The sequence below is a fragment of the Chryseolinea soli genome (assembly GCF_003589925.1).
GTDB lineage: Bacteria > Bacteroidota > Bacteroidia > Cytophagales > Cyclobacteriaceae > Chryseolinea > Chryseolinea soli.
This window is the reverse complement of sequence record NZ_CP032382.1, coordinates 2,283,019-2,305,693: the sequence shown is the minus strand read 5'-3', so window position 1 is coordinate 2,305,693 and position 22,675 is coordinate 2,283,019. Positions and strand designations below refer to the sequence as shown.

The 22,675-nt window shown below is 53.1% G+C and carries 15 protein-coding genes; 7 read left to right on the top strand and 8 right to left on the bottom strand.

Going from position 1 to position 22,675, the window contains the following annotated elements; genetic code table 11:
* From D4L85_RS09995 to D4L85_RS09985, 3 genes are all read right to left on the bottom strand, one after another.
* Entirely contained in the window at window positions 1-1,044 is a 1,044-nt protein-coding gene (locus D4L85_RS09995) for a DUF6807 domain-containing protein (RefSeq protein WP_119754182.1), read from the bottom strand.
* Window positions 1,045-1,124: 80 nt separating this feature from the next.
* Window positions 1,125-2,471 carry a Gfo/Idh/MocA family protein gene (locus D4L85_RS09990; RefSeq protein ID WP_119754181.1) on the bottom strand — a complete coding sequence of 449 codons (1,347 nt, stop codon included), beginning with the start codon at window positions 2,469-2,471 and terminating at the stop codon, window positions 1,125-1,127.
* A gap of 50 nt (window positions 2,472-2,521) precedes the next feature.
* Window positions 2,522-4,216, bottom strand: coding sequence for a GMC oxidoreductase (locus D4L85_RS09985; RefSeq protein ID WP_119754180.1), 1,695 nt, complete (start codon window positions 4,214-4,216; stop codon window positions 2,522-2,524).
* A 178-nt stretch (window positions 4,217-4,394) separates the two neighbouring features.
* Here D4L85_RS09985 and carB point away from each other — a divergent pair, with 178 nt between their 5' ends.
* From carB to D4L85_RS09955, 6 genes are all read left to right on the top strand, one after another.
* Window positions 4,395-7,211, top strand: coding sequence for a carbamoyl-phosphate synthase large subunit (carB, locus tag D4L85_RS09980; protein WP_119754179.1), 2,817 nt, complete (start codon window positions 4,395-4,397; stop codon window positions 7,209-7,211).
* Window positions 7,212-7,347: 136 nt separating this feature from the next.
* Window positions 7,348-7,566 (top strand): hypothetical protein, encoded by a 219-nt coding sequence (locus tag D4L85_RS09975; RefSeq protein ID WP_119754178.1) that lies wholly within the window; start codon window positions 7,348-7,350, stop codon window positions 7,564-7,566.
* Window positions 7,567-7,611: 45 nt separating this feature from the next.
* Window positions 7,612-8,385: a diaminopimelate epimerase gene (gene dapF, locus D4L85_RS09970; protein WP_119754177.1), complete on the top strand. Its 774-nt coding sequence runs from the start codon at window positions 7,612-7,614 to the stop codon at window positions 8,383-8,385.
* Window positions 8,386-8,522: 137 nt separating this feature from the next.
* On the top strand, window positions 8,523-11,891 hold the full coding sequence (secA, locus tag D4L85_RS09965; RefSeq protein ID WP_119754176.1) for a preprotein translocase subunit SecA: 3,369 nt from the start codon (window positions 8,523-8,525) through the stop codon (window positions 11,889-11,891).
* 5 nt (window positions 11,892-11,896) lie between these two features.
* Complete coding sequence (locus tag D4L85_RS09960) at window positions 11,897-12,436, top strand: SPOR domain-containing protein (RefSeq protein ID WP_119754175.1); 540 nt, start codon at window positions 11,897-11,899, stop codon at window positions 12,434-12,436.
* A gap of 113 nt (window positions 12,437-12,549) precedes the next feature.
* Window positions 12,550-13,332, top strand: coding sequence for a sensor histidine kinase (locus D4L85_RS09955; RefSeq protein ID WP_160143640.1), 783 nt, complete (start codon window positions 12,550-12,552; stop codon window positions 13,330-13,332).
* Here D4L85_RS09955 and D4L85_RS09950 read toward each other — a convergent pair.
* The 3 genes from D4L85_RS09950 to D4L85_RS09940 all read right to left on the bottom strand — a co-directional run bounded on the left by D4L85_RS09950 (window position 13,311) and on the right by D4L85_RS09940 (window position 17,966).
* Window positions 13,311-13,961, bottom strand: coding sequence for a response regulator transcription factor (locus D4L85_RS09950; protein WP_119754173.1), 651 nt, complete (start codon window positions 13,959-13,961; stop codon window positions 13,311-13,313). The genes D4L85_RS09955 and D4L85_RS09950 overlap by 22 nt on opposite strands.
* A 129-nt stretch (window positions 13,962-14,090) precedes the next feature.
* Window positions 14,091-16,025, bottom strand: a complete 1,935-nt coding sequence (locus tag D4L85_RS09945; RefSeq protein WP_418219864.1) for a DUF7133 domain-containing protein — start codon at window positions 16,023-16,025, stop codon at window positions 14,091-14,093.
* A 3-nt stretch (window positions 16,026-16,028) separates the two neighbouring features.
* Window positions 16,029-17,966, bottom strand: a complete 1,938-nt coding sequence (locus D4L85_RS09940; protein ID WP_119754172.1) for a 3-keto-alpha-glucoside-1,2-lyase-like domain-containing protein — start codon at window positions 17,964-17,966, stop codon at window positions 16,029-16,031.
* 160 nt (window positions 17,967-18,126) lie between these two features.
* Here D4L85_RS09940 and D4L85_RS09935 point away from each other — a divergent pair, with 160 nt between their 5' ends.
* On the top strand, window positions 18,127-19,317 hold the full coding sequence (locus tag D4L85_RS09935) for a M20 metallopeptidase family protein (RefSeq protein ID WP_119754171.1): 1,191 nt from the start codon (window positions 18,127-18,129) through the stop codon (window positions 19,315-19,317).
* A 78-nt stretch (window positions 19,318-19,395) separates the two neighbouring features.
* On the opposite strand, the gene glmS is transcribed toward D4L85_RS09935, so the two are convergent.
* Together glmS and D4L85_RS09925 are read right to left on the bottom strand one after the other, a co-directional pair.
* Window positions 19,396-21,231, bottom strand: coding sequence for a glutamine--fructose-6-phosphate transaminase (isomerizing) (gene glmS / locus D4L85_RS09930; protein WP_119754170.1), 1,836 nt, complete (start codon window positions 21,229-21,231; stop codon window positions 19,396-19,398).
* A gap of 6 nt (window positions 21,232-21,237) precedes the next feature.
* A complete protein-coding gene (locus D4L85_RS09925) occupies window positions 21,238-22,578 on the bottom strand; it encodes a DUF4270 family protein (protein ID WP_160143639.1) in 1,341 nt (446 codons plus the stop codon).
* Between the last annotated feature and the right edge of the window lie 97 nt (window positions 22,579-22,675).

Genomic DNA, 22,675 nt, shown 5'->3' with positions numbered 1-22,675 from the left:
CTACTTCACTTTTGCAAACGACTTGGCCAGTTTGCCAATCGCTTCGACCGGCAACTCGCTTCCCGACCGAATCACCACGCGATAACGGAATGTCGTGGATTCATCTTTTTTCAATGCCAGGTTTAGCTTCTCCGTGCCCTTGCTAAACACGTCTTGTCCCAACGGGTTAGCCGCAAACAAACCATAGCCGCGCGCATGCCAGTAGGTAGGGTATCCGGCATTTTTTGGGTGATCGATGATGGTGATGGACACCGGTTGACGATTGATCTTCCCACGCAAGCTCACCCACGTGCCACGGGTGCCCCACACGTCGTTGCCTTTCTTTCCCTCGCTGCTGAGGTATTCGCCCGTGACACCCTCGTTGCTAATGGCGGGCACCGATGTATAGTTCCCCTGATTGTCCACAAAGATCTGGGCTTCATCGGAAGGGTGTTCCAGTTGACGGGCCACGCGGATGCCGAGAAATCCGTCTTTCACATCATTGAACTGAACGGTGGGCACCACAGCCGTGAGCTGCGTGGTGCGATCGATGATAAAGTTATTGTCTTCTACCTGGAACGTGTACAGTGTCTTTTCCTTCAACAGGATCTTGCCATAATGGTCGACCCAATTCGCCGTCACTTCCAGCTTCGCCTTGTCCTTGCCGGGCGAGCTTTGCACCACGGCCTGGTGCACGATGCTGCCATAGTGCGCGCGGTCCTTGAAAGGGATGGCCGTGGAATTGTTCCAGAAGTCGAGGCCGTTCACATATTCATAATTCAACCACATCCCCAGGTGATGCGGGTGGTCTACACGTTCGCCCGGACGCGGCGCCATGGGCCATCCGCGTGTCACGGTAATGCCCCCCAGGGAGTTGATCGGATAAAGAATAGGCTTCATGGCCGAGTCGGCGTAGTAATAGGAGGTGAGCAACTTGCCGTTGTAGAGCACATCGATTTGCTTTTTATCCATTTGATCGACGAGGTGAAAACCGTCGTCGTTTTTCTTTTGCGCGATCAGTGAAAGCTGCATCAACAGGAGGAAGAAGAGGAATATTTTTTTCATAGGGTGCGTTCAGAAAAAACTCCCGCATTCCTGTCGTTGATTTTTCGCGACAGGAATGCAGGCATTAAAAACATGGATTACTAGTACTTGAACGGTTTGCCGTTGGCCATCACTTCTTGTGTCTTTTCGTCGAAGGTGGCGCGCGAGCCGGTGTGGGCTGCGGCGGTTGACATCATGCTGGCAATGGCGTGTGAATATCCGGCTTCGACCGGCGCGTTGGGCTCCTGGCGGCTGCGCACGCATTCCATCCAGTTGCGCATGTGGGCCGACGTGAGTGAGTCGCCGCCCGTGTTGGCGGAGGTCACTACTTTTTCGGCCGATGCCGTGAGGTCGAGGTCGGGCAAGAGGTTGGCGTGCATGCCCATGGCGCTGGCCATTTTCTCGGAAAGCCCTCCTTTGTCGGATACTTTGTTGGTGTTCAGGTTCAGCTCACCGCCGTTGGCGTAATAGATCTCCGCGGGATTTTCGTCGCCATTGTGCATCCGCGAGGTAAAGATCACCTGGAAGCCCGACGTCGGGTCGGTTTCCGGTCCATAGTCGAAGACCACGGTGGTGGTGTCCCAATTCTTGCGGCCGTCTTTCCATTGGTAAATGCCACCATTGGATACGGCGCTGCGCGGATGTTTCAAGCCGCTGAACCAATGCACGGTGTCGATCTGGTGGCTCATCCATTGGCCGGGCATGCCGGAAGAATAGGGCCAGAACAAACGGAACTCCAGGTATTTCCGGGGATCGAAAGCCTCCACGGGGCGGTTCATCAAAAACCGTTTCCAGTCGGTGTCGGCCTCGCGCAGTTTTGCCACCATTTCGGGCCTGCGCCAACGGCCTGGCTGGTTAACGTTCCAGGTCAGTTCCACCATGGTGATGTTGCCGAACTTGCCGCTTTTTATAAAGTCGTTGGCTGCATGATAGTTTTTGCCACTGCGGCGTTGCGATCCGATCTGCACGATCTTCTTGGATTCGCGAACAGCCTTCAGTGCCGCGCGATTGTCTTCCATGGTTTCGGCAAAAGGCTTCTCCGTGTAGGTGTCGCATCCGGCTTTCACGGCTTCGATGGTGTGCAGCGCATGCTGAAAGTCAGCCGTGCTGATGATCACCGCGTCGATGTCTTTGGTCTTGTACAACTCATCGTTGTTCACACAAGCCTTGATGTCGTGGCCGAATTTTTCTTTCAGATAAGCTTGTCCTTCTTCGCGGCGATATTTCCAGATATCGGAAACCGCCACGATGTCGAAGTTGAGTTCTTTGTAGTGATTCATGAACGAGGGCAACAGCGCTCCCCTGAACCGGTCGGAAAAACCCACTACTCCCACCCGCACGCGGTCGTTGGCGCCGATGATGTTGGCATAACTCTTTGCACTGAACGCCAACGCACCCATGGAAATGGCGGTGGATCGTTTGATGAATTCTCTTCGTGTACTACGCATACTGTTCTTTGTTTTGAGGTTTTAGGCGGTTATGAATGTTTTAAAAATATTTAAAGATTTAAACGTTTGAGTTCCTTCACTGCATAGTCGCAGGCCCGGGCGGTCAAGGCCATGTAGGTGAGTGAAGGATTCACACAGGCCGACGAGGTCATGGCCGAGCCGTCGGTGATGAAGACATTTTTCACTTCGTGCATTTGATTGAACGCATTGAGAACAGACGTCTTGGGGTCGCGTCCCATGCGCGCCGTGCCCATTTCGTGGTTGGCGTTGCCGGGAAACGATGTGTTCATGTGCATCTTCACATTTTTATAACCGATGTCTTCCAGCATTTCACCCATGGTCGAAGCCATGTCGCGCTGCATCGCTTTTTCGTTTTCTTTGAATTCGGCGTCGATGGTCAGCGTGGGTCGTCCCCATTTGTCTCTAACGGAGGGGTTAAGCGTCGCACGATTTTCCGCGTAGGGCAAACATTCGCCATAGGCGCCAAAATTGATCGACCAATCCATGGGCTGCTGAACCGCTTCTTTCAACGGTGCTCCCAAATGGGTGCTGGTGGTGAAAGACGACCATCCTCCGCGAGAGGCGTCGCCCTGGTAGCCATAGCCGCGGATAAAATCTTTGTGTTTGTCTTTCAGATTTCTAAACCGGGGAATATAGATCCCGGTAGGTCTTCGTCCGAAATAATAAGAGTCTTCAAATCCCTCCACGGAAGCGCTGGCACCTGCTCCTTTATGATGATCCATCAGGTTGCGTCCTATCTGGTCGCTGCCATTCCCCAGACCGTTGGGAAAGCGATCGGATGCAGAATTCAAAAGAATATGCGCCGTCGCCAGCGTGGCCGCATTTAAAAACACGATGCGGGCATAGTATTCCACCACCTCATTCGTTTCCGTGTCGATGATCTCCACTCCGGAGGCCTTTCCCTTTCCCGTGTCATACAAAACACGGTTGACCAAAGCATTTGGGCGCAGGGTCAGGTTGCCCGTGGCAAAGGCGGCCGGCAGCGTGCTGGCGTTGGTGCTGAAATAGGCGCCATAGGGACAGCCGCGGTGGCAGAGGTTGCGATATTGGCATTGGCCCCTTCCTTTCACGGGCGCCGTCAGGTTGGCCGCACGCGAAATGGTGATGGCCACATCGGGATATTTTTTGGCCATACGCTGCTTAAAATCCTTTTCCACGCAATTCATCTCCATACCCTGCTGAAAGATGCCGTCGGGTAGATGGGGAATGTTTTCGCGGGTGCCGCTCACGCCGATAAACCGCTCGGCGTAGTCGTACCAGCGTGCCAGGTCTTTATAGCGGATGGGCCAGTCCACGCCGTGGCCGTCGTGGAGGTTGGCTTCGAAGTCGAGATCGCTCCAGCGGTAGCACAACCGGCCCCAAAGCACGGACCTTCCCCCAACGATGTTGCCGCGGACCCAGTCGAATCGCTTTACTTCGGTATAGGGATTCTCGAGGTCATTAATATAGAAGGCTTTGTTGTCGCCACGGAAGCTGTAGTGGCGGGCCTGGACGTGGCTTTTTTTCCGGTCCTCTGCAGTGAGTTTCCCCCCATGATCCAGTTGCCATGGATCTTTTGTGCTGGTTGGGTAGCTGGGATGTTCCAGGGGTTTGCCGCGTTCCAGCATCAACACTTTCAATCCCTTTTCACAAAGCTCCTTGGCAGCCCACCCACCGCTAATGCCCGAACCCACCACGATGGCGTCGTATGTATTGGCCGATTTTGTTTTCCCGTTCAGATTCATCCCTTTTTCTTATGACGTTAAAAGTTGGAAAAATCCCTAATACTTTGGAAAGGAAAGTTTCAAACGGTAGCGGGACCGCTTAAAACCCGCCAATAATTAATATCCCCATTTTTGAAATCATTCCGATCTGTGTTTTATTTTTGCGCAATTTTGTTCACCCCATTCCCATCTTAAAACAATGCCAAGAGACAGAAGTATTCGCTCAGTACTCATCATCGGTAGCGGTCCCATTATTATCGGTCAAGCATGTGAATTTGATTACGCCGGCTCACAGGCGTCGCGTTCGCTGCGTGAAGAAGGTATAGAAGTGGTGCTGATCAACTCGAACCCTGCCACCATCATGACTGACAAAGTGACGGCAGACCACGTGTATCTGAAACCGCTCACGAAGAAATCCATCCGCGAAATTCTGGAAAAGCATCATATCGATGCGGTGCTCCCCACCATGGGCGGGCAAACGGCGTTGAACCTCTGCATTGATTGCGACAAAGCCGGCATTTGGCAGCACTATGGCGTGCGCATCATCGGCGTAGATATAAAAGCCATCGAGACCACCGAGGACCGGGAGAAATTCCGCCTCAAAATGATCGAGCTGGGCGTGATGGTCTGCAAAGGCGGCACCGCCACCTCCTTCCTGGACGGCAAAGAGATCGCGCAGGAAATCGGCTTTCCCCTCGTTATTCGACCATCCTATACCTTGGGCGGCACCGGCGGCGCGTTCGTGAACAACCCCGAAGATTTTGACGACGCCCTCAATAATGGCCTCCATGCTTCCCCCATCCACGAAGTGCTGGTGGAACAAAGCATCATGGGCTGGAAAGAATACGAATTGGAGCTGTTGCGCGACAACATCGGCAACGTGATCATCATCTGCTCCATCGAAAACTTCGACCCCATGGGCATCCACACCGGCGACTCCATCACCGTGGCGCCGGCCATGACCCTGCCCGACACGGTCTATCAGCACATGCGCGACCTGGCCATCAAAATGATGAACGGCATCGGCATGTTTGCGGGAGGCTGTAATGTACAGTTCTCGCTCAATCCCGACGACGACAACCAGATCGTCGGCATCGAGATCAACCCGCGCGTGTCGCGCTCTTCGGCCCTGGCTTCGAAAGCCACCGGGTATCCCATCGCCAAGATCGCCGCGAAACTGGCCATCGGTTATAATCTCGACGAACTCTCGAATGCGATCACGGGAACTACAACGGCTTACTTCGAGCCGGCCATCGACTATGTGATCGTGAAAGTGCCGCGTTGGAACTTTGATAAATTCCATGGCGCCAACCGCCAGCTGGGACTGCAAATGAAATCCGTTGGCGAAGCCATGGGGATCGGCCGCAACTTCCAGGAGGCGCTGCAGAAGGCGTGTCAATCGCTGGAGATCCGCAGGAATGGGTTGGGCGCAGACGGAAAAGAACTGACCAAACAAGACGAACTGCTCTACAGTCTGGAACACCCCAGCTGGAACCGCATATTCCACATCTACGACGCCCTGAAGCTAGGCATACCGTTGAAGACGGTGCAGAAGCTAACGCGCATCGACCGCTGGTTCCTCAAACAAATTGAGGAGCTCATCGAAATGGAGAAAGAGATCTCCAAATATGAACTTCACACGATCCCCGCCGAGTTGATGCGCAAAGCCAAGGAGAAGGGCTATGCCGATCGCCAGATCGCCCACCTGTTGGATTGCTATGAAAGCGACGTCCACAACAAGCGCATCGACATGGGCATCAAGCGCGTGTTCAAACTGGTGGACACCTGCGCCGCCGAATTTGAAGCGAAGACACCGTATTACTATTCGACCTTCGACACCGAAAACGAATCGATCGTTTCCGACAAGAAAAAGATCGTCGTGTTGGGTTCGGGCCCGAACCGCATCGGACAAGGCATTGAGTTTGACTACTCCTGTGTGCACGGCGTGTTGGCTGCAAAAGAATGCGGCTACGAAACCATCATGATCAACTGCAACCCCGAAACGGTTTCCACCGACTTCGACATTGCCGACAAGCTGTACTTCGAACCCGTATTCTGGGAACATCTCTATGACATCATCCAACACGAAAAACCCGTAGGCGTTATCGTGCAGTTGGGTGGACAAACGGCGTTGAAGCTGGCCGAGAAACTGCACAAGTACGGCATCAAGATCATTGGCACATCCTACAATGCGCTCGACCTTGCTGAAGATCGCGGACGCTTCTCTACCCTGCTGAAAGAACTTGCCATTCCTTATCCTGAATTCGGTGTGGCTCAAAATGCAGACGAGGCGATTGAGGTATCGAAAACCATAGGCTTCCCGTTGCTGGTACGGCCTTCGTATGTGTTGGGTGGACAAAGCATGAAGATCGTGATCAACGAACAAGAGTTGGAAGATCACATCCTCGACATCTGGAAACACCTTCCCGAAAACAAAGTGTTGCTGGATCACTTCCTCGACGGCGCCATCGAAGCGGAAGCCGACGCCATTTGCGACGGCACGGACGTGTACATCATCGGCATCATGCAACACATCGAGCCGGCAGGTATTCACTCCGGTGATTCATACGCCGTGTTGCCGCCTTACAACCTCGGTGACTTTGTGATCAAGCAGATCGAGCACTACACGCACAAGATCGCGCTGGCCTTGGAGACCGTGGGTCTGATCAACATCCAGTTTGCCATCAAGAACGACAAAGTATACATCATCGAAGCCAACCCCCGTGCCTCGCGCACGGTGCCGTTCATTTGCAAGGCCTATGATGAACCGTATGTGAACTACGCCACCAAGGTGATGCTGGGCGAAAAGAAAGTGAAAGACTTCACGTTCAATCCCACCAAAAAAGGATATGCCATCAAGGAGCCCGTGTTCTCCTTCCATAAGTTCCCTGAAGTGAACAAGGAACTGGGCCCCGAAATGAAATCGACCGGCGAGTCCATCTACTTCATCGACGACCTGATGGACGATTATTTCATGAAGATTTATTCTGAACGTAATCTCTATTTGAGCCGCTGATTTTCAATGCAGCGTGTTTGCGATTGACAAAATCATCGCAAACACGCTGACCTTTAAGATTTTAGTTAAGAATTGTCCGTTTAAAATTGAACCTATACCTTTGTTTTCCGGTTTACCGGTTTAAAGCATAACGCTTATGGTTTTCAAATTCCTCCTCACCGTATTTCTTGTATCGTATGTGATCTATAAGATCGGCGGATTGTTTTTCCGGGCGGGAGCGGCTTCTCAACAATTTCGCAACCAGCAACAGCAGCAACGCCGCAATTTTGAAGCGAATGAAGATGTGAAAAAAGACAAGAAGGGCAAGGGCAACAACAAGGCCGGTGAATACATCGACTACGAGGAAATAAAATAAATCCTCCCCAACGCAACCTTCTCTCACGCAACAAGCGAAACTCCAGTGAAAATCCATTTCTATAAATATCAAGCCACGGGCAACGACTTTGTGGTGATCGACAACCGGGAAGCCGGTCTTTCGCTCACGCGTCAACAGATCGAGGCCCTCTGCGACCGCAAGTTTGGCGTAGGCGCCGATGGATTGATGCTTATCGAAAAACACCCCACCCTGCACTTCAACCTCGAATATTATAACAGCGACGGATCCCAAAGCCTGTGTGGCAATGGCAGCCGCGCCGCCGTTCAATTTGCCGCCCGGCTGGGCATGGTCAACGGCAAAGCATCGTTCAACGCCTATGACGGCGAGCACGTGGCCGAGCTACTTCCTTCCGGCATCATCCGCCTGAAGATGAGCCCCGTCGGCGAAACCCGAAAAATAGGCGACGACTATTTTTTGAACACAGGCTCGCCCCACATCGTACGGTTTGTAGACGACGTGGATGCCTATCCCGTGTTTGAAGAGGGCCGCAAGATCCGCTACAGCGAAGCCTTCAAACCGGGCGGAACGAATGTCAATTTCGTGGAGCGCCTGCCCAACCAAGCCCTGAAGGTGCGCACCTATGAACGGGGTGTAGAAGACGAAACCTTATCGTGTGGCACGGGTGTCACAGCTGCCGCCCTGGCAGCTTCTTTCAAGGGCTACCCGTCGCCCGTGAGCATCCAAACCCGGGGGGGCAACCTCCTGGTGGAATTCAAATCCAGCCACTCCGGCACATTTGAAGAAATTTTCCTGATCGGGCCTGCCAAAATGGTCTTCGAAGGCAGTTTGGAACTGTAATTGTTCATCCTGAATCTCAAAAAACAAATTAACTTTAAGCCCCATTTGGGCAGTTAACCTTTTTGCGGATTTCTTATCGTTTTACCTCCCCGATGAACCCGTTCAAGGCTAACCTTAAACCGACTAATGACTGAAGTATGCTAAAATTCATTGCCAAGATCTTTGGGACGAAATCAGAGAAAGACATCAAGCGCATCATGCCTCTGGTGGAGGAAACCAAAAAGGCGGGAGAAAGGCTGACAACCCTCAGCAACGACGAACTCCGGAACGAAACCCAACTCATACAAGCCGAGATCAATGCCGATTTGAAGTCGATCGACGACAAACTGGCTGACCTGCATAAAAAGATTGCCGACACCCCCGACATGGACATCAACGACAAGGAAGGTGTCTTTGCCGAGATCGATAAACTGGAAGGCGAACGCAACAAAGAACTGGAAAAAGTGCTTCTCAAAGTGTTGCCCCGTGCCTTCGCTATTGTTCGCGAAACGGCTCGCCGCTTCAAGGAAAACACTTCGTTGGAAGTTACTGCCCTCGACTACGACCGTCAATTTGCTGCCACGCAGGCCAATATCAAGATCGAAGGCGACAAGGCGATTTGGGCCAACCAATGGATGGCCGCCGGTAACCTCATCACCTGGGACATGGTGCACTACGAGGTGCAGATCATCGGGGGCATCGTGTTGCACGAAGGCAAGATCGCCGAGATGGCTACCGGTGAAGGTAAAACACTCGTCGCCACATTCCCGGCATTTCTCAATGCCCTTTCCCGTCGCGGCGTTCACCTGGTGACGGTGAACAATTACCTGGCCGTTCGCGACAGCGAGTGGATGGCGCCGATCTTCCAATTCCATGGCATCACCATCGACTGTATCGACAAACACGAGCCCAACTCGGAAGCCCGCCGCAAGGCCTACCAGGCCGACATCATCTACGGAACCAACAATGAATTTGGTTTCGACTACCTGCGCGACAACATGGCCCGCGAGCCGCAAGACCTTGTGCAACGCTCACACCATTTTGCCATGGTGGATGAAGTGGACTCCGTCTTGATCGACGAAGCGCGTACGCCATTGATCATCTCCGGTCCCATTCCACGCGGCGACGAGCACGAGTTCGCCGACCTGAAGCCCCGCATCTACAAGCTGGTGGAAGCGCAGAAGAAACTGGTGAACGAATATTTGAACTCCGCGCGCAAGCTCATTACCGAAGGCAACGAAAAAGAAGGCGGTCTTCCGCTCTTCCGCGCCTTCCGCGCCATGCCCAAGCACAAACCCCTCATCAAATACCTGAGCGAAACGGGCACGAAGACCCTCCTGCAAAAAACAGAGAATTACTACCTGCAAGATAATAAGCGCAACATGCCCGAGGCCGACAAGCCTTTGTATTTTATTATCGATGAGAAAGACAACAGCGTAGACCTCACCGAAAAAGGCATCGACCTGATCACGGGCGAAGGCGAAGATCCAAAGTTCTTTATCCTTCCGGAGATCGGAACCGAATTGAGCCACATCGAGAAAGACGCGTCGCTCGACGAGGCCGCCCGTTTCCAGAAAAAGGAAGAGGTGATCCGCGACTACCAGGTAAAATCACAGCGCATCCACAGCGTGAACCAGCTGCTGAAAGCCTATACACTTTTTGAAAAAGACACGGAATACATCATCGTAGACGGCAAAGTGAAGATCGTCGACGAACAGACGGGCCGCGTCATGGAAGGCCGTCGCTATTCTGACGGCTTACACCAGGCCATCGAAGCAAAAGAAAACGTGAAGGTGGAGGATGCCACGCAAACCTACGCCACCATCACCCTGCAAAACTATTTCCGCATGTACCACAAGCTGGCCGGTATGACCGGAACAGCCGAAACGGAAGCAGGCGAGCTCTGGGATATTTACAAACTGGACGTGGTGACCATCCCCACTAACCGGCAGGCCGTACGCAAAGATTTCGACGACCTGGTCTATAAGACCACGCGCGAAAAATTCAATGCCGTGATCGACGAGATCGTGAAGCTCACGCAGGAAGGCCGACCTGTACTGGTGGGTACCACTTCCGTGGAAATTTCAGAATTGGTGAGCCGCCTGTTGCAACTGAGAAAGATCAAACACCAGGTATTGAACGCCAAACAGCACCAACGCGAAGCCGAGATCGTGGCCGAAGCCGGCAAACCCGGCACCGTGACCATCGCCACCAACATGGCCGGCCGGGGAACGGACATTAAGCTGACCCCCGAATCGCGCGCCGCCGGAGGTTTGGCCATCATCGGTACGGAGCGCCACGAATCGCGCCGTGTAGACCGCCAGTTGCGCGGCCGTTCCGGACGTCAGGGTGACCCCGGAACTTCGCAGTTCTATGTTTCGCTGGAAGACAACCTCATGCGCATGTTCATGCCCGAGCGCATCGCCAAGTACATGGACCGCCTGGGCTTGAAAGAAGGGGAAGTGATCCAGCACTCCATGGTGACGAGCTCCATCGAGCGGGCACAGAAAAAAGTGGAGGAAAACAACTTCGGTATCCGCAAGCGCTTGCTGGAATACGACAACGTGATGAACTCGCAGCGCGAAGTCATCTATAAACGCCGTCGCAATGCCTTGTTTGGCGAACGCCTGGAGCTGGACATCCTCACGATGCTCTTCGACACCTGCGAAGACATGGTGATCAACGCCAAGAACGCCAGCGACTACGAAAGCCTTCGCCTGAATGCCCTCAGCACACTGGGCCTGGATTATGAAATATCAAGAGAGACGTTCGACAAAATGGATCAGCAAAAGCTGACCGACGACCTCTACCACAAAGCCCTGGACAACTACCACCGCAAGAACAAGATGGTAGCCGAAAAAGCGTTGCCGATTTTCCGCGACCTCTTCAAGTCCCGCGGCGCAACGGTCGACAACATCATGGTGCCCTTCTCCGATGGTCAGAAACAGATCGGCGTCGTGGCCAACCTGGCAAAGACCTTGCAAACGGAAAACGCCGAGCTGATCAAATCCATGGAAAAGATGATCGCGTTGGCCATCATCGACCAGCTTTGGAAAGAGCACTTGCGCGAGATGGACGACTTGAAGCAGTCCGTTCAAAATGCCGTGTACGAACAAAAGGATCCTTTGCTGATCTATAAATTCGAAGGCTTCGAATTGTTCAAGCGCTTCATCGCCAAGGTGAACGAGGACACCATTTCCTTCCTGTTGAAAGCCGACATTCCCGTGCAGCAATCCAACGACGTGCAGGAGGCCCGGGCGCCCCGCACCAAGGTGAAGCTGAACGAACAGAAAGAAGAATCGCGCTCATTGTTGAGCGGTGGTGGTGGCGGCGGCGAAGGATCGCCGCAACAGCAACAACCCAACCGGCCCCCGCAGGAGAAGGTGATGCCCGTCAAATCCGAGAAACTGGCCGGTCGAAACGACAAAGTGAGCGTTCAGTATCCCGACGGAAAAGTGTTGCGCGACGTTAAATACAAAAAGGTTGAGGACGATATTCTCCACAACCGCTGTATCATAATCGACTAAAGCTTATGGCATCATTGCGTCATTCGATCTACATCCTGGGGTTGGGGCTTTTCATTGTGGGATGTGCCACCCAAAAGAAAACCTCCACGGCATCCACCGGTAGCGGAAAATATACCGAGGATCTATCGGTGTATCGTCCCAAGCCTGACCAGGTCCCTACGACGACCACCACCACGGGTACAACGACTACCCAGACGCCGGATGGCCGCAAGCCAACGGCTTATGTGGAGCCAAAATACGCCGTCAACAAAAAGGTTGACGTGGTGCTCGACAGCATCGACCGCTACAACCTGCAAAGCAAGGCCGTAGACGGCTTCACCATCCAGATCTATTCCGGATTGAAACGGGAGGAGGCGCTCAATGCCAAGAAAACCCTGGCCTCCTCGTTGCCCGATCTGGAAGCCGACGTGCAGTATGCTCAACCCAACTTCCGGGTGAAGGTGGGTAAATACATCAGCCGCCTGGATGCCCAGAAAGATTTCACGGAAGTAAAAAAACGCTTTCCCACCGCCATCATCATCCCCGACCGGGTGGCCATCAACTAAACATGACTCCCCATTTCCGGGGTGATCTCCAATTTTTAAAATTTCCTGACCACTGCAATCTGGTTGCAGTGGTCTGATGTAAATCGCATGTGGGCCTCTCATCCCCATGCATCATGATTTACGTCTTGCTCGTGCTCATAGCCGCCTCGTTGCTGATCCATCTTCATCAGGTGATCCAACGCTATAACTGCGAAGCGGAAATCCAAAAGCTTCAGGAGCGTGCAGAGTCTGTAAAGTCGAATGACTATCAAAAAGAATTCGTGCACGAGCTCATCGATCAATATGAACATGAGCTTCAAAAAATGGGTGCCGAGCTTCACGACGAACTCATCCAAAAGCTGACTGTCTACCGGCTATACGTCGACAAGCTGGAATTGGCCGACAGCCTGATGGCCGTGCACATGATCACATCAAAAATGAAAAAAGATTTTCAGCAGATCGTCGCTTCTATCCGCAAGATCTCGCGCCACCTTTTGCCCGACGATGAGATCAATTCGTTTGGTGGTCTGATGCAGGAACTCTGCCGGAGAATTGAGGTACCGGGTGTAGCGTTTATTGAATTCAGCAGCGAGGGCAAAGAATGCGAACTGATCCCCTCACACCGGCAACACCTCCTTCGCGTCACCGAGGAGTTGATCAACAACATCTTAAAGCACACCATCGCATGGCACATCCAGGTGCATCTGAAATTCGCCACCGACGAATTGTATATCACCATCGAAGACGACGGCCAGGCTTTTCACGAACTCCGGGACACCTTGAATAAAACCCGGTCACTCTTCTTTCCCTTGCGCATGCGCCTGAGCATATTAGATGCCTCCATAAATTTTCGCCAGGGCGCCAAGGGCACTATCGTCACCTTGATCTATCCGTATCAGATCAAACCATTGTTATAGGCAAAGGCAATCAGTTCGGCAGTATTTTGTGTTCCCGTTTTTTTTAACAGCCGGCTGCGGTTTGTTTCGCACGTGCTCATGGCGATGTTTAGTTTTTCGGCAATGCGCTTGGTGGGAAGACCGTCTACGATGGCGCGCAGCAAGCGAAATTCCTTGTCGGTGAGCTGGATGGGTGGTGGGGAATTGAACTCCCTGAAATTTTCCTGGAGCAACTTGAGAATGGCGGGGGGAAAATACTGGTTCGAATGAATGACGGCATCGATGGCCTTGCGCACTTCGTCAAAGCCGTTCAGCTTTTGCACAAATCCATGGATGCCGGCGCGGAGCAAATTGAATTGAAGGGCCGTGCCGCTCAGGCCCGACACGACAATGATCTTTGTGTCGGTGTATTCACTCACCACTTGCTTCACCACGTTCATGCTGGGCACACCCGGCATTTTCGCATCCAGCAAAATAATATCGATGGACTGAACGGCCAATATGGCCAGTACCTCGTCGCCACTACCGGCCTCCACGACCGAGGCAACCATCGGTTCTCGTTCAAGCAATGCCTTGAAGCCCTCACGCACCATGCGGTCGTCTTCAGCGAGAAGGAACGTGAGCTTGTTTTTGGATGGAAGAAATGACATCTCGTAATTTGTGGAGAAAACTTCTAGGGCACACGCCCTGTTTTCTGCACATTTTTTCCAGGTATTAATACAAAAAAAGCCCTGGCGCTTTTGCGTCCAGGGCTTTTTATAAACTGGGGGGAGCCGTTTTTAATCTTTTTCCGGACGCAGCGAATTGATCCACGCCGCAATTTTCAAGGCCTCGGCTTTTGGCACTTGCGGCATGGGCGCCATCGGGGTTTCGTGTTCGGGCCAGTTCTTGGGCTCGGGGTTGTAGATCAGTTGCACGATGCGCTCGTTGCTGTACTTGCGCTTGGCCACATCGGCAAAAGCAGGACCCACCTGGCGTTTGCTGGCTTGATGGCAGGCGGTGCAAGTGTTTTTAACCAGCAGCGGTTCGATCTCTGCGTAGGTCGGTGCCTTTAGCGGTGCCGCCTTGGGAGCTGCCACTGCCGTTTTTACAGCCACCGGTTTCGCCAGCGGAACAGAGCGCTTGGTGCTCCATTCGCTTGCCGGCAGCGGCGCGCCTTCAGGTATGTTGTTGAGCGTATAGTAGGCTGTGGGATGCAACACGGCCAACCCGGTCTGCGTGCGGATACCCCCCACCATGATCTCGTGCAAATAATATTGTCGCAAGTTGTCGATCACCAACCGAACCTTCTTCCCGTCGTCAGAAACTTTGACACCTTTGATGTTCAGTTTTTCTTCATTAACGGTCGGGCTACCATACACGGCGTGGTATTTATAGATAAAGCTCCGGCCGTTGTAGGACGACAGGTCTTCTGCCAGTTTCTTGTCGACCGGCAGGGTGAACTCAATTTCAAATCCATCGGGCATGGCGTGGACGGTATACATTTCCAGCGGGGCTTTTCCCGTCCAGACCAGGCGCTGCAAGCCGGAGGTGGTGGTGCCAGCCGATCCCCAGCCGCGGTTGGTCTCGCCCACGAACAGGGAGCCATCGTGACCCCAGTTCATCCGCAACACACCCGACTGAAAGCTGCTTTTAAAATCAAAGGCAACGCCCTGATATTCGCCTTTCACTTTTTCCATGACCACGCGCATGATCTTACTTTGACCCTGATCGCCCACAAAGATCTGCCCTGCAAAGGGGCCGAACTTTCCGTTGGTGTCGTCGGTAATGATCTCCGAATTGGAGATGCCCAGCACGCCGTGTGGCAGCATGATGGCAGGTAGTCTTGTTTCGGGGAATTCCTTTTTCACCATGTAAAGAAACGCGGGTGTTTCGTTTACCACGTTCTCGGGCTTCACGTATTGGCCTTCGCGTTTAAACTGGCGCGGGTCAAACTTGGCGTATAGCTCGGCCGTGGTCAGTTTCACGGGGGAGTTTGGCAGGCTGGTCCAGCGCAGACCGGCGGGGTGGCCGGTGAAGCTTCCTTTGGTGAGGTGATAGATGGAGCCGGTGCCTTGCCAGTCGCCCTGGTTGTCGTCGTAGAACAGTTCGCCATTGATCATGCCAATGCCGCAGGGCGAGCGCATGCCCGTGGCCCACGGTTCCAGGGTGCCGTCGGTGTGGATCTTCATGGTCCAGCCACGATAGGGCACGCGGCTCTCGCCACGCCACCACTCTTCGTCACCAAAGGCCACGTTGCCCGTCACAAAAAAGTTTCCGTCTGGCGCCAATTTGGGGCCAAAGGAATATTCGTGGTAGTGGCCGGAGAGCGGCCAGGCATATACCGTTTCGTAGACATCGGCTCTGTCGTCGCCATCTTTGTCGACCAGCTTCGTGAGTTCGCCGCGTTGGGCCGCATAGAGGGCGCCCTGGTGATAAAGCAAGCCCAGGGGTTCGTGAAGACCGGAAGCAAACAACGTATACTGCGGGGCGGAGCCATCCGCATTTTCAATGATCCACACATCTCCGCGACGTGTACTCAAAGCGATGCGTCCGTCGGGCAGTGTTGCCACGCCACCCACTTCCAGCAATACGCCTTCGGGTGTGGGCACGGTGACGATCCTGTAGTATTCCTCTTCCTGAGGGGTTTGTGCCATAGCGCTCACCGCTCCGAAAACCAGAAGCGCATAAGCGAAAAATTTCTTTGCAATAGAGTTCATTTTCTTAGCGTTCATGGGTTACCAGATCACGGAATATTTAACAGCACTGTCTACGGCCACGATCAATTCCTTCTTGCCGTTCACATCGCGTACAACGGGCTGGCCGGTGGTCACCTTGATGTAATACTGCTTGTCGTCGATCGCGTAGGAACCGTCGGGCATCTGCGCGATGGCACTGCCTTCGCCCAGCTTGTAATACAGGCCGGTCTTGGTGCCGCGGTTCTTAATATTCACTTCGTGTGTGATGACCCTGTTCTGGTCGTCGGGATAGATCTTGTCTTCTACATCGAGGCCTTCATAGGTATACTTGAATACGGGACGGTGTGTGGTTGCTTCAAGCTCAAATCCTTTGCCGCGGTGTTCGTTTTCTTTCACCAGGTCTTCCTTCAGGATGACAGGGAACGGTTCGCTTGGAGACGCGAGGAAAGCCAACGGCTGGTTGTTGAACAGATATTGGGCTGCTCCCCGCGGACGGAATGAACCATCGCCGCGATCGTGCCACATGGGTGTGGCATCCACAAACGAGCCATGCCATACGCACACCAGGTTGCCCGATTTCATGTCGTAGACATAATGCGTGCCGCTGGGATCGGCCACACCAATGGTATGCGTCAGACGCTGTGCGCGGTCGCCTTTGAAGTCGAGGAAAGCGCGCAGCAACCGGGGTTCGCTGGTCGCATCGAGATAGATGGGCGACACCGGTTCGTCATCGGGAGGAAGTGAATTGAAAGCGTGCAGCGCTTGTGGGTAGGTGGTGGCGCTCTTCACGGTGAGGCCGAGGCGTGGCGGCATCCAGGAAGCGTCTTTGTAATTATAGATCTCTACCGGCACTTTACCTGCTTTTAGGGTAATCGTTGCCCACTGGTCGGAATAGGCATCGGGACGCTGAAGGTCGGCGAGCTGTTGATGATTGATGATCAGGCGGCCCCCTCCGGTGTGCGCCAATTGAAACTGGTAGGTGCCATCCTGCGGCACGTCCAGATCGGCCTTGTAGGAAACGCCGTAAGCATTCTCATTCGTCAATACTTCGCACGTCAGCTGGGGGATCGACCCTGTGGCAGCGGGTTTCAGCGCGGTGAAATCCGAGATCGTTTTGAAGTTTCCGTAGTAGGTATTGTAGGTGATGTTGGAGAGCGAGAAGTTCACCTCTTTCATGAGGCGGTAGGACATATTGCGGATGGCTACCGGGCCGTGGTCGCCCTGGATGAGCAACGGCCCCATGGGCTTTTCGTTGTTTTCGATGGGGCCACCCGTGGGCAAAGGCACTTCCACGTTGTCGTGGATGAGCACGCCGTTCAACTCAACGGACACAAAGCGCGCGTTGGCAATTTTTTGTCCCGCGGCGTTGAAGCGCGGGGCGCGGAACGATACTTTGAATTTTTGCCACAAGCCCGGAGCTTTCGCCGGATTGGAGAGCGGGGCCTTGCCCATATAGATCTTGCCTCGTTCGGTTTCCCAATTGCGGTAGATGCCCCCGATGTCGGAGAACTTCGGATCCTTCACACCCCAACTGTCGAAGAGCTGCATTTCGTAGCGACCCTGGAAGTATACGCCGGAGTTGGAACCTCTGGGCAACATGACTTCAAACTCGAGTTCGATGTCGCCGTGTTCGAAGGTGGAGACCAGGTTGTCTTTTTTGGTCTCGTCGTTCAGGTTGAGCAATATGCCTTTGCCGGGTTGGAACGAAACGACCTGCGGCTTTGCCGGTGCTGCCTCTTCTTTGGAGCGCTTGCTCTTCTTTTTGGTTTCGGGAGCCGCCGGTTTATCGTGCGCCTCGTGAATGTCTGCTGCGGGATTTATGGTCACATCGCCCACGACTTGCCAGTTGCCCGCCTGGGATTTGAAATCGGACATATCTTCGAAGGAAACTTTCCTGAACGTCGATTCCTGTGCACGCACCGTGAGGCATCCGGCCGCGGCGACCACCAGGAAAAAACATCTTTTGACATTATACATGATGAAAAAGGATTAAAAATGAAGTTCGCTAATATCGACCTTCGCTCTTTAATCGCAAAGATTGTTTACAAAATATACACTGATGTTTGCCCTCGGAATTGTGTCCCCGGATTTCAAATAAGATCGCTAATGGATACCTTTGTTTTCTTAACAACGATTCATGAGCCTCCTTCAACAAATACAGACCCTTTCACAAACTTATAGTGAAAGCGTGGTCGCCTACCGCCGTCATTTACACGCCCATCCTGAGTTATCTTATCAGGAATTTAATACCGCCAAATATGTTGCCGAGCAATTGCGCCTCGCTGGCATCGAACCACAAACCATTGCGACAACGGGCGTTCTCGCAGAGATAAAGGGACGCAACCCGAAAAAGAAAACCATTGCGCTGCGTGCCGATATGGATGCGCTGCCGATCGAAGAGGCCAACCAAGTGCCCTACAAGTCTACCAACCCTGGGGTGATGCATGCTTGCGGGCATGATGTGCACACGTCGTCGCTGTTGGGCACCGCCAAAATCCTGCAACAGGTAAAGGACCAGTTTGAAGGCACTGTGCGCTTGTTGTTTCAGCCCGGGGAAGAAAAAAATCCCGGGGGTGCTTCGTATATGATCCGCGATGGCGCGCTGAAGAATCCTCAACCGGTTTCTATTCTCGGGCAACACGTGTTCCCCTTGCTGCCGGCCGGCAAGATCGGGTTTCGCGAAGGCATGTATATGGCCAGCGCCGATGAAATTTATCTGAAAGTGATTGGCAAGGGAGGGCACGGCGCCGCACCGGACCTGGCCATCGATCCCATCGTTATTGCTTCTCACATCATCATTGCACTGCAACAAATCATTAGTCGCAACGCCAATCCACGACAGCCCACCGTGCTCACGTTTGGAAATATTATTGGCCACGGCGCCACCAACATCATCCCCAACGAGGTGAACATCGCCGGCACGTTCCGGGCCATGAACGAAGAGTGGCGCGAGTCCGCTTTGGTGAAGATCAAGAAGATGGCCGAGAGCATCGCCGAAGGTATGGGCGGTCGGTGTGAGGTTGATATTTCACGGGGCTATCCCTACCTGGAAAATAACCCCGAGCTCACGCGAAGAATACGCGCCGCTGCCGAAGAATATGTAGGCAAGGAAAATGTGTTCAACATTGACATCACGCTGGGCGCAGAAGATTTCGCCTATTACTCACAAGTTATTCCCGCTGCCTTCTACAGACTGGGCACGCGCAACGATGCGAAAGGCATCTCTTCCTATGTGCATACGCCCACATTTGATATCGACGAAGACGCGTTGAAGATCGGTCCTGGATTGATGGCTTGGATGGCGGTGAAGGAACTGGAGCTTCCATAGATCCCAAACACCGTCGCAAAAAAAAAGAGAGGCTGCCTTCAAAAAGACAGCCTCTCTTTTTATTTTTGATACGACGCCTTATTCCACCGTCACCGACTTCGCCAAATTTCTAGGCTGATCCACATTGCAACCGCGCATCACAGCGATGTGATACGACAAAAGCTGCAATGGTATCACCGACACCAGCGGCATCAATGCATCGTGCACGGCAGGAACCTCCACGACAAACTCCGACATGGCGGGAATCAACTTGTCGCCTTCCGTTACCACGGAGATAACACGGCCTTTTCGTGCTTTCACTTCTTGAATGTTGGACACTACTTTCTCGTATGAGCTATCGCGTGTGGCGATGAACACCACGGGCATCTCCTCGTCGATGAGGGCGATGGGGCCGTGTTTCATTTCGGCAGCGGGATAGCCTTCGGCGTGGATGTAGGAAATTTCTTTCAGCTTCAACGCGCCTTCGAGGGCCACAGGGAAATTGTAGCCACGGCCGAGGTAGATGAAGTTGCGGGCATCTTTGAAGAGGGCCGAGATCTTTCTGATCTCGTCGTTCAGCGTCAGCGCTTTTTCCACTTTGGCAGGAATGGTTTCCATTTCTACCAATAGCTCATGGAGCTTCTGTTCGGTGATGGTGCCTTTGCGCTGGGCGACCGACAGGGCGATCATGCTCAACACGGTGAGTTGCGCCGTGAAGGCCTTCGTACTGGCCACCCCAATCTCGGGGCCGGCGTGTGTGTATGCACCGGCATGTGTAGCACGGGCAATAGAAGAACCAACGACATTACACACTCCAAAGATGATGGCGCCTTTTGATTTGGCCAGCTCGATCGCGGCCAGTGTATCGGCGGTTTCACCGGATTGTGAAATGGCAATGACCACATCGCCTTCGCGGATCACGGGATTGCGATAGCGAAACTCGGACGCGTATTCTACCTCTACAGGAATTCTGCAGAATTCTTCGAAGAAATATTCCGCCACTAAACCGGCGTGCCACGACGTGCCGCAGGCCACAATGAGGATACGGTCTGCATTCACCAGCTTGGTGATGTATTCGCTCAAGCCTCCCAGCACCAGGCGGCCTTGGGTCGAATCGAGACGACCGCGCATACAGTCGCGGATGGAGCGGGGCTGCTCGAAAATTTCTTTTAACATGAAGTGTTCGAAGCCGCCTTTCTCAATGGCTTCCAACTCCAGGTCGATGGTTTGAATATAGGGTGTGAGCGGCAAGTTGGCCGTGTTCTTCACGCTGAGCTCGCCGTTCTTGATCACAGCGATCTCCTGATCGTTCAGGTAGACCACTTCGTTGGTGTATTCAATGATGGGTGTCGCATCCGAGGCCATGAAGAACTCACCCTTCCCGATGCCCAACACCAGCGGGCTGCCTTTGCGGGCAGCGATCAACAACGAAGGATCTTCCAACGACATCACCACGATGGCGTAGGCGCCCACCACTTTGGTCAGCGCAAGTCTCACCGCTTCTTCGAGCGCGACGTTGTTGTGTTCTTTTATGTCTTCAATGAAATGGATGAGCACCTCGGTGTCGGTGTCGCTCAGGAAGCTGTGGCCTTTGTTGATGAGGTCCTGCTTCAGTGCGCCATAATTTTCAATGATACCGTTGTGAATGATGGCCAGTTTGCCACTCGCAGAATAGTGTGGGTGCGCGTTGCGGTCGTTGGGCTCGCCGTGCGTAGCCCAGCGGGTGTGACCCATCCCAATGTTGCTGTTGAGGGGTTTGTCCTGAAGGAATTTTTCAAGATCCGAAACCTTGCCTTTCTTTTTGTAGACGCTCAGGCTTCCGTTCAACAAAGCGATGCCGGCGCTGTCATAGCCCCGGTATTCCAAACGCTTCAATCCTTTTATAATGATCTCGTGGGCCTGGCGATGGCCGATGTAAGCAACTATTCCACACATAAGGTCTTAATTTGCGACGGCTGTCGATTTGGTATAGAACACTTTCAATTTGATGCTATTCTTCGGGAACACCGCGCGGTTTAGCGTCTTGGTGCCCGTAGGATAAAGCGCAAAATATTTGAAGCGCGTTTTCTGGTCATCTTTCTCAGACAATTTCTGAAAGAACAAGGTCCAGTCTCCCCGGTATGAAGTCGTCGTGCCCGAGTAGGGCAAGTAAGCAATTCTGTCGCCGGCGGCGAAGAACGCACTGTCGTTTTCGATGATGGGCACCGCGCCACTACCGCTCGACGCAAAATCGTAACGTAGAAATGCTGCCTGGATCCTCAAGTTGGTGAAATACACCAAATCGTATTGGTCCTGGTTATTTTTAGCATTGTACTTGTTCAAATGATTGTTGTCGAGCAGCATGCGCAACGACAGACCTGCAGGCGGACCATTCGTGGTGGACGATTGAACGTTATCCACTACGAGTTCCGCCGAATGGATCACAGAGTTTTTCAGCGTATCGGCAAAGTCATAGAATTTGCTAAAGTCCAGCTTGGTCACCACGCCCGTTCCGGATTGCACGTAACGGTTGTCTCCATCCACGAGGTAATCCTTATAGAAGTCATTCATTTCTCCCAAGGCGGACCCGGAACGATCTGTTTTGATCTGATTAAATCCGTAAACCGTAGTCAAGGGAAGCGACAAGGTCAGGCTGTCGTCTTTGGCATCGTGATAATGTAAAATGATGCGCGACTCAGTCGAAGAAGGATCAAAACCGACGATCTTATCACCGCTGGTGGGCTTGATGGCGATGCCTTTGTATTGCGCGGTGAACTTCGCCGGGTTAATAAACATCAACTCTGCTATTTCCTCCGCCGTTTTACCCGTCGCTTTGGCGTCGATGTATTGAAGGCGATACTCCAATGCGCTATTAAAAATTCGCTGTCCAAAACTAGACTCCAGCGGAACGTTCAGTGTGATGATGGTGTCTTTGCCATCGGTAACGAATTTCTTGAAGTCCGTGCTGTTCACGCCATAGTTTTTGGTGCCGAGCAGCGCCGAGGCCGGTATGTCGGAGTGGTTGACATAGTAGGCCTTAGGATCCAGCGGGTTGTCGAGTTCATAGACAGAAAGTGCCTGTCCCGAACCGTCGGGTGTCCCATAGGTATAGAAATCATATTTCAGACGCAGCGTCACGGAGTCGAACACGGCCGAACCTCTCAGTGTGTCTCCCGTTGCGGGAAGATATTGACTGAACGCCGAGGCGGTGATATTGCCAAAGACTTCATCCTTGTAGGTTCCCACCAACAGTCGATTGGTCTCGCCCGAATACGTGTAGTTGCTCGTACGAATAGAGTCCATCAGCAGCACACTGCTGCCTATCGGTATTTCAACATAGGAAACTTTAAGCTTTGAATTTGGATTTTGGTATCCGAGGAGGCTGACGTCTTCTTGGCAC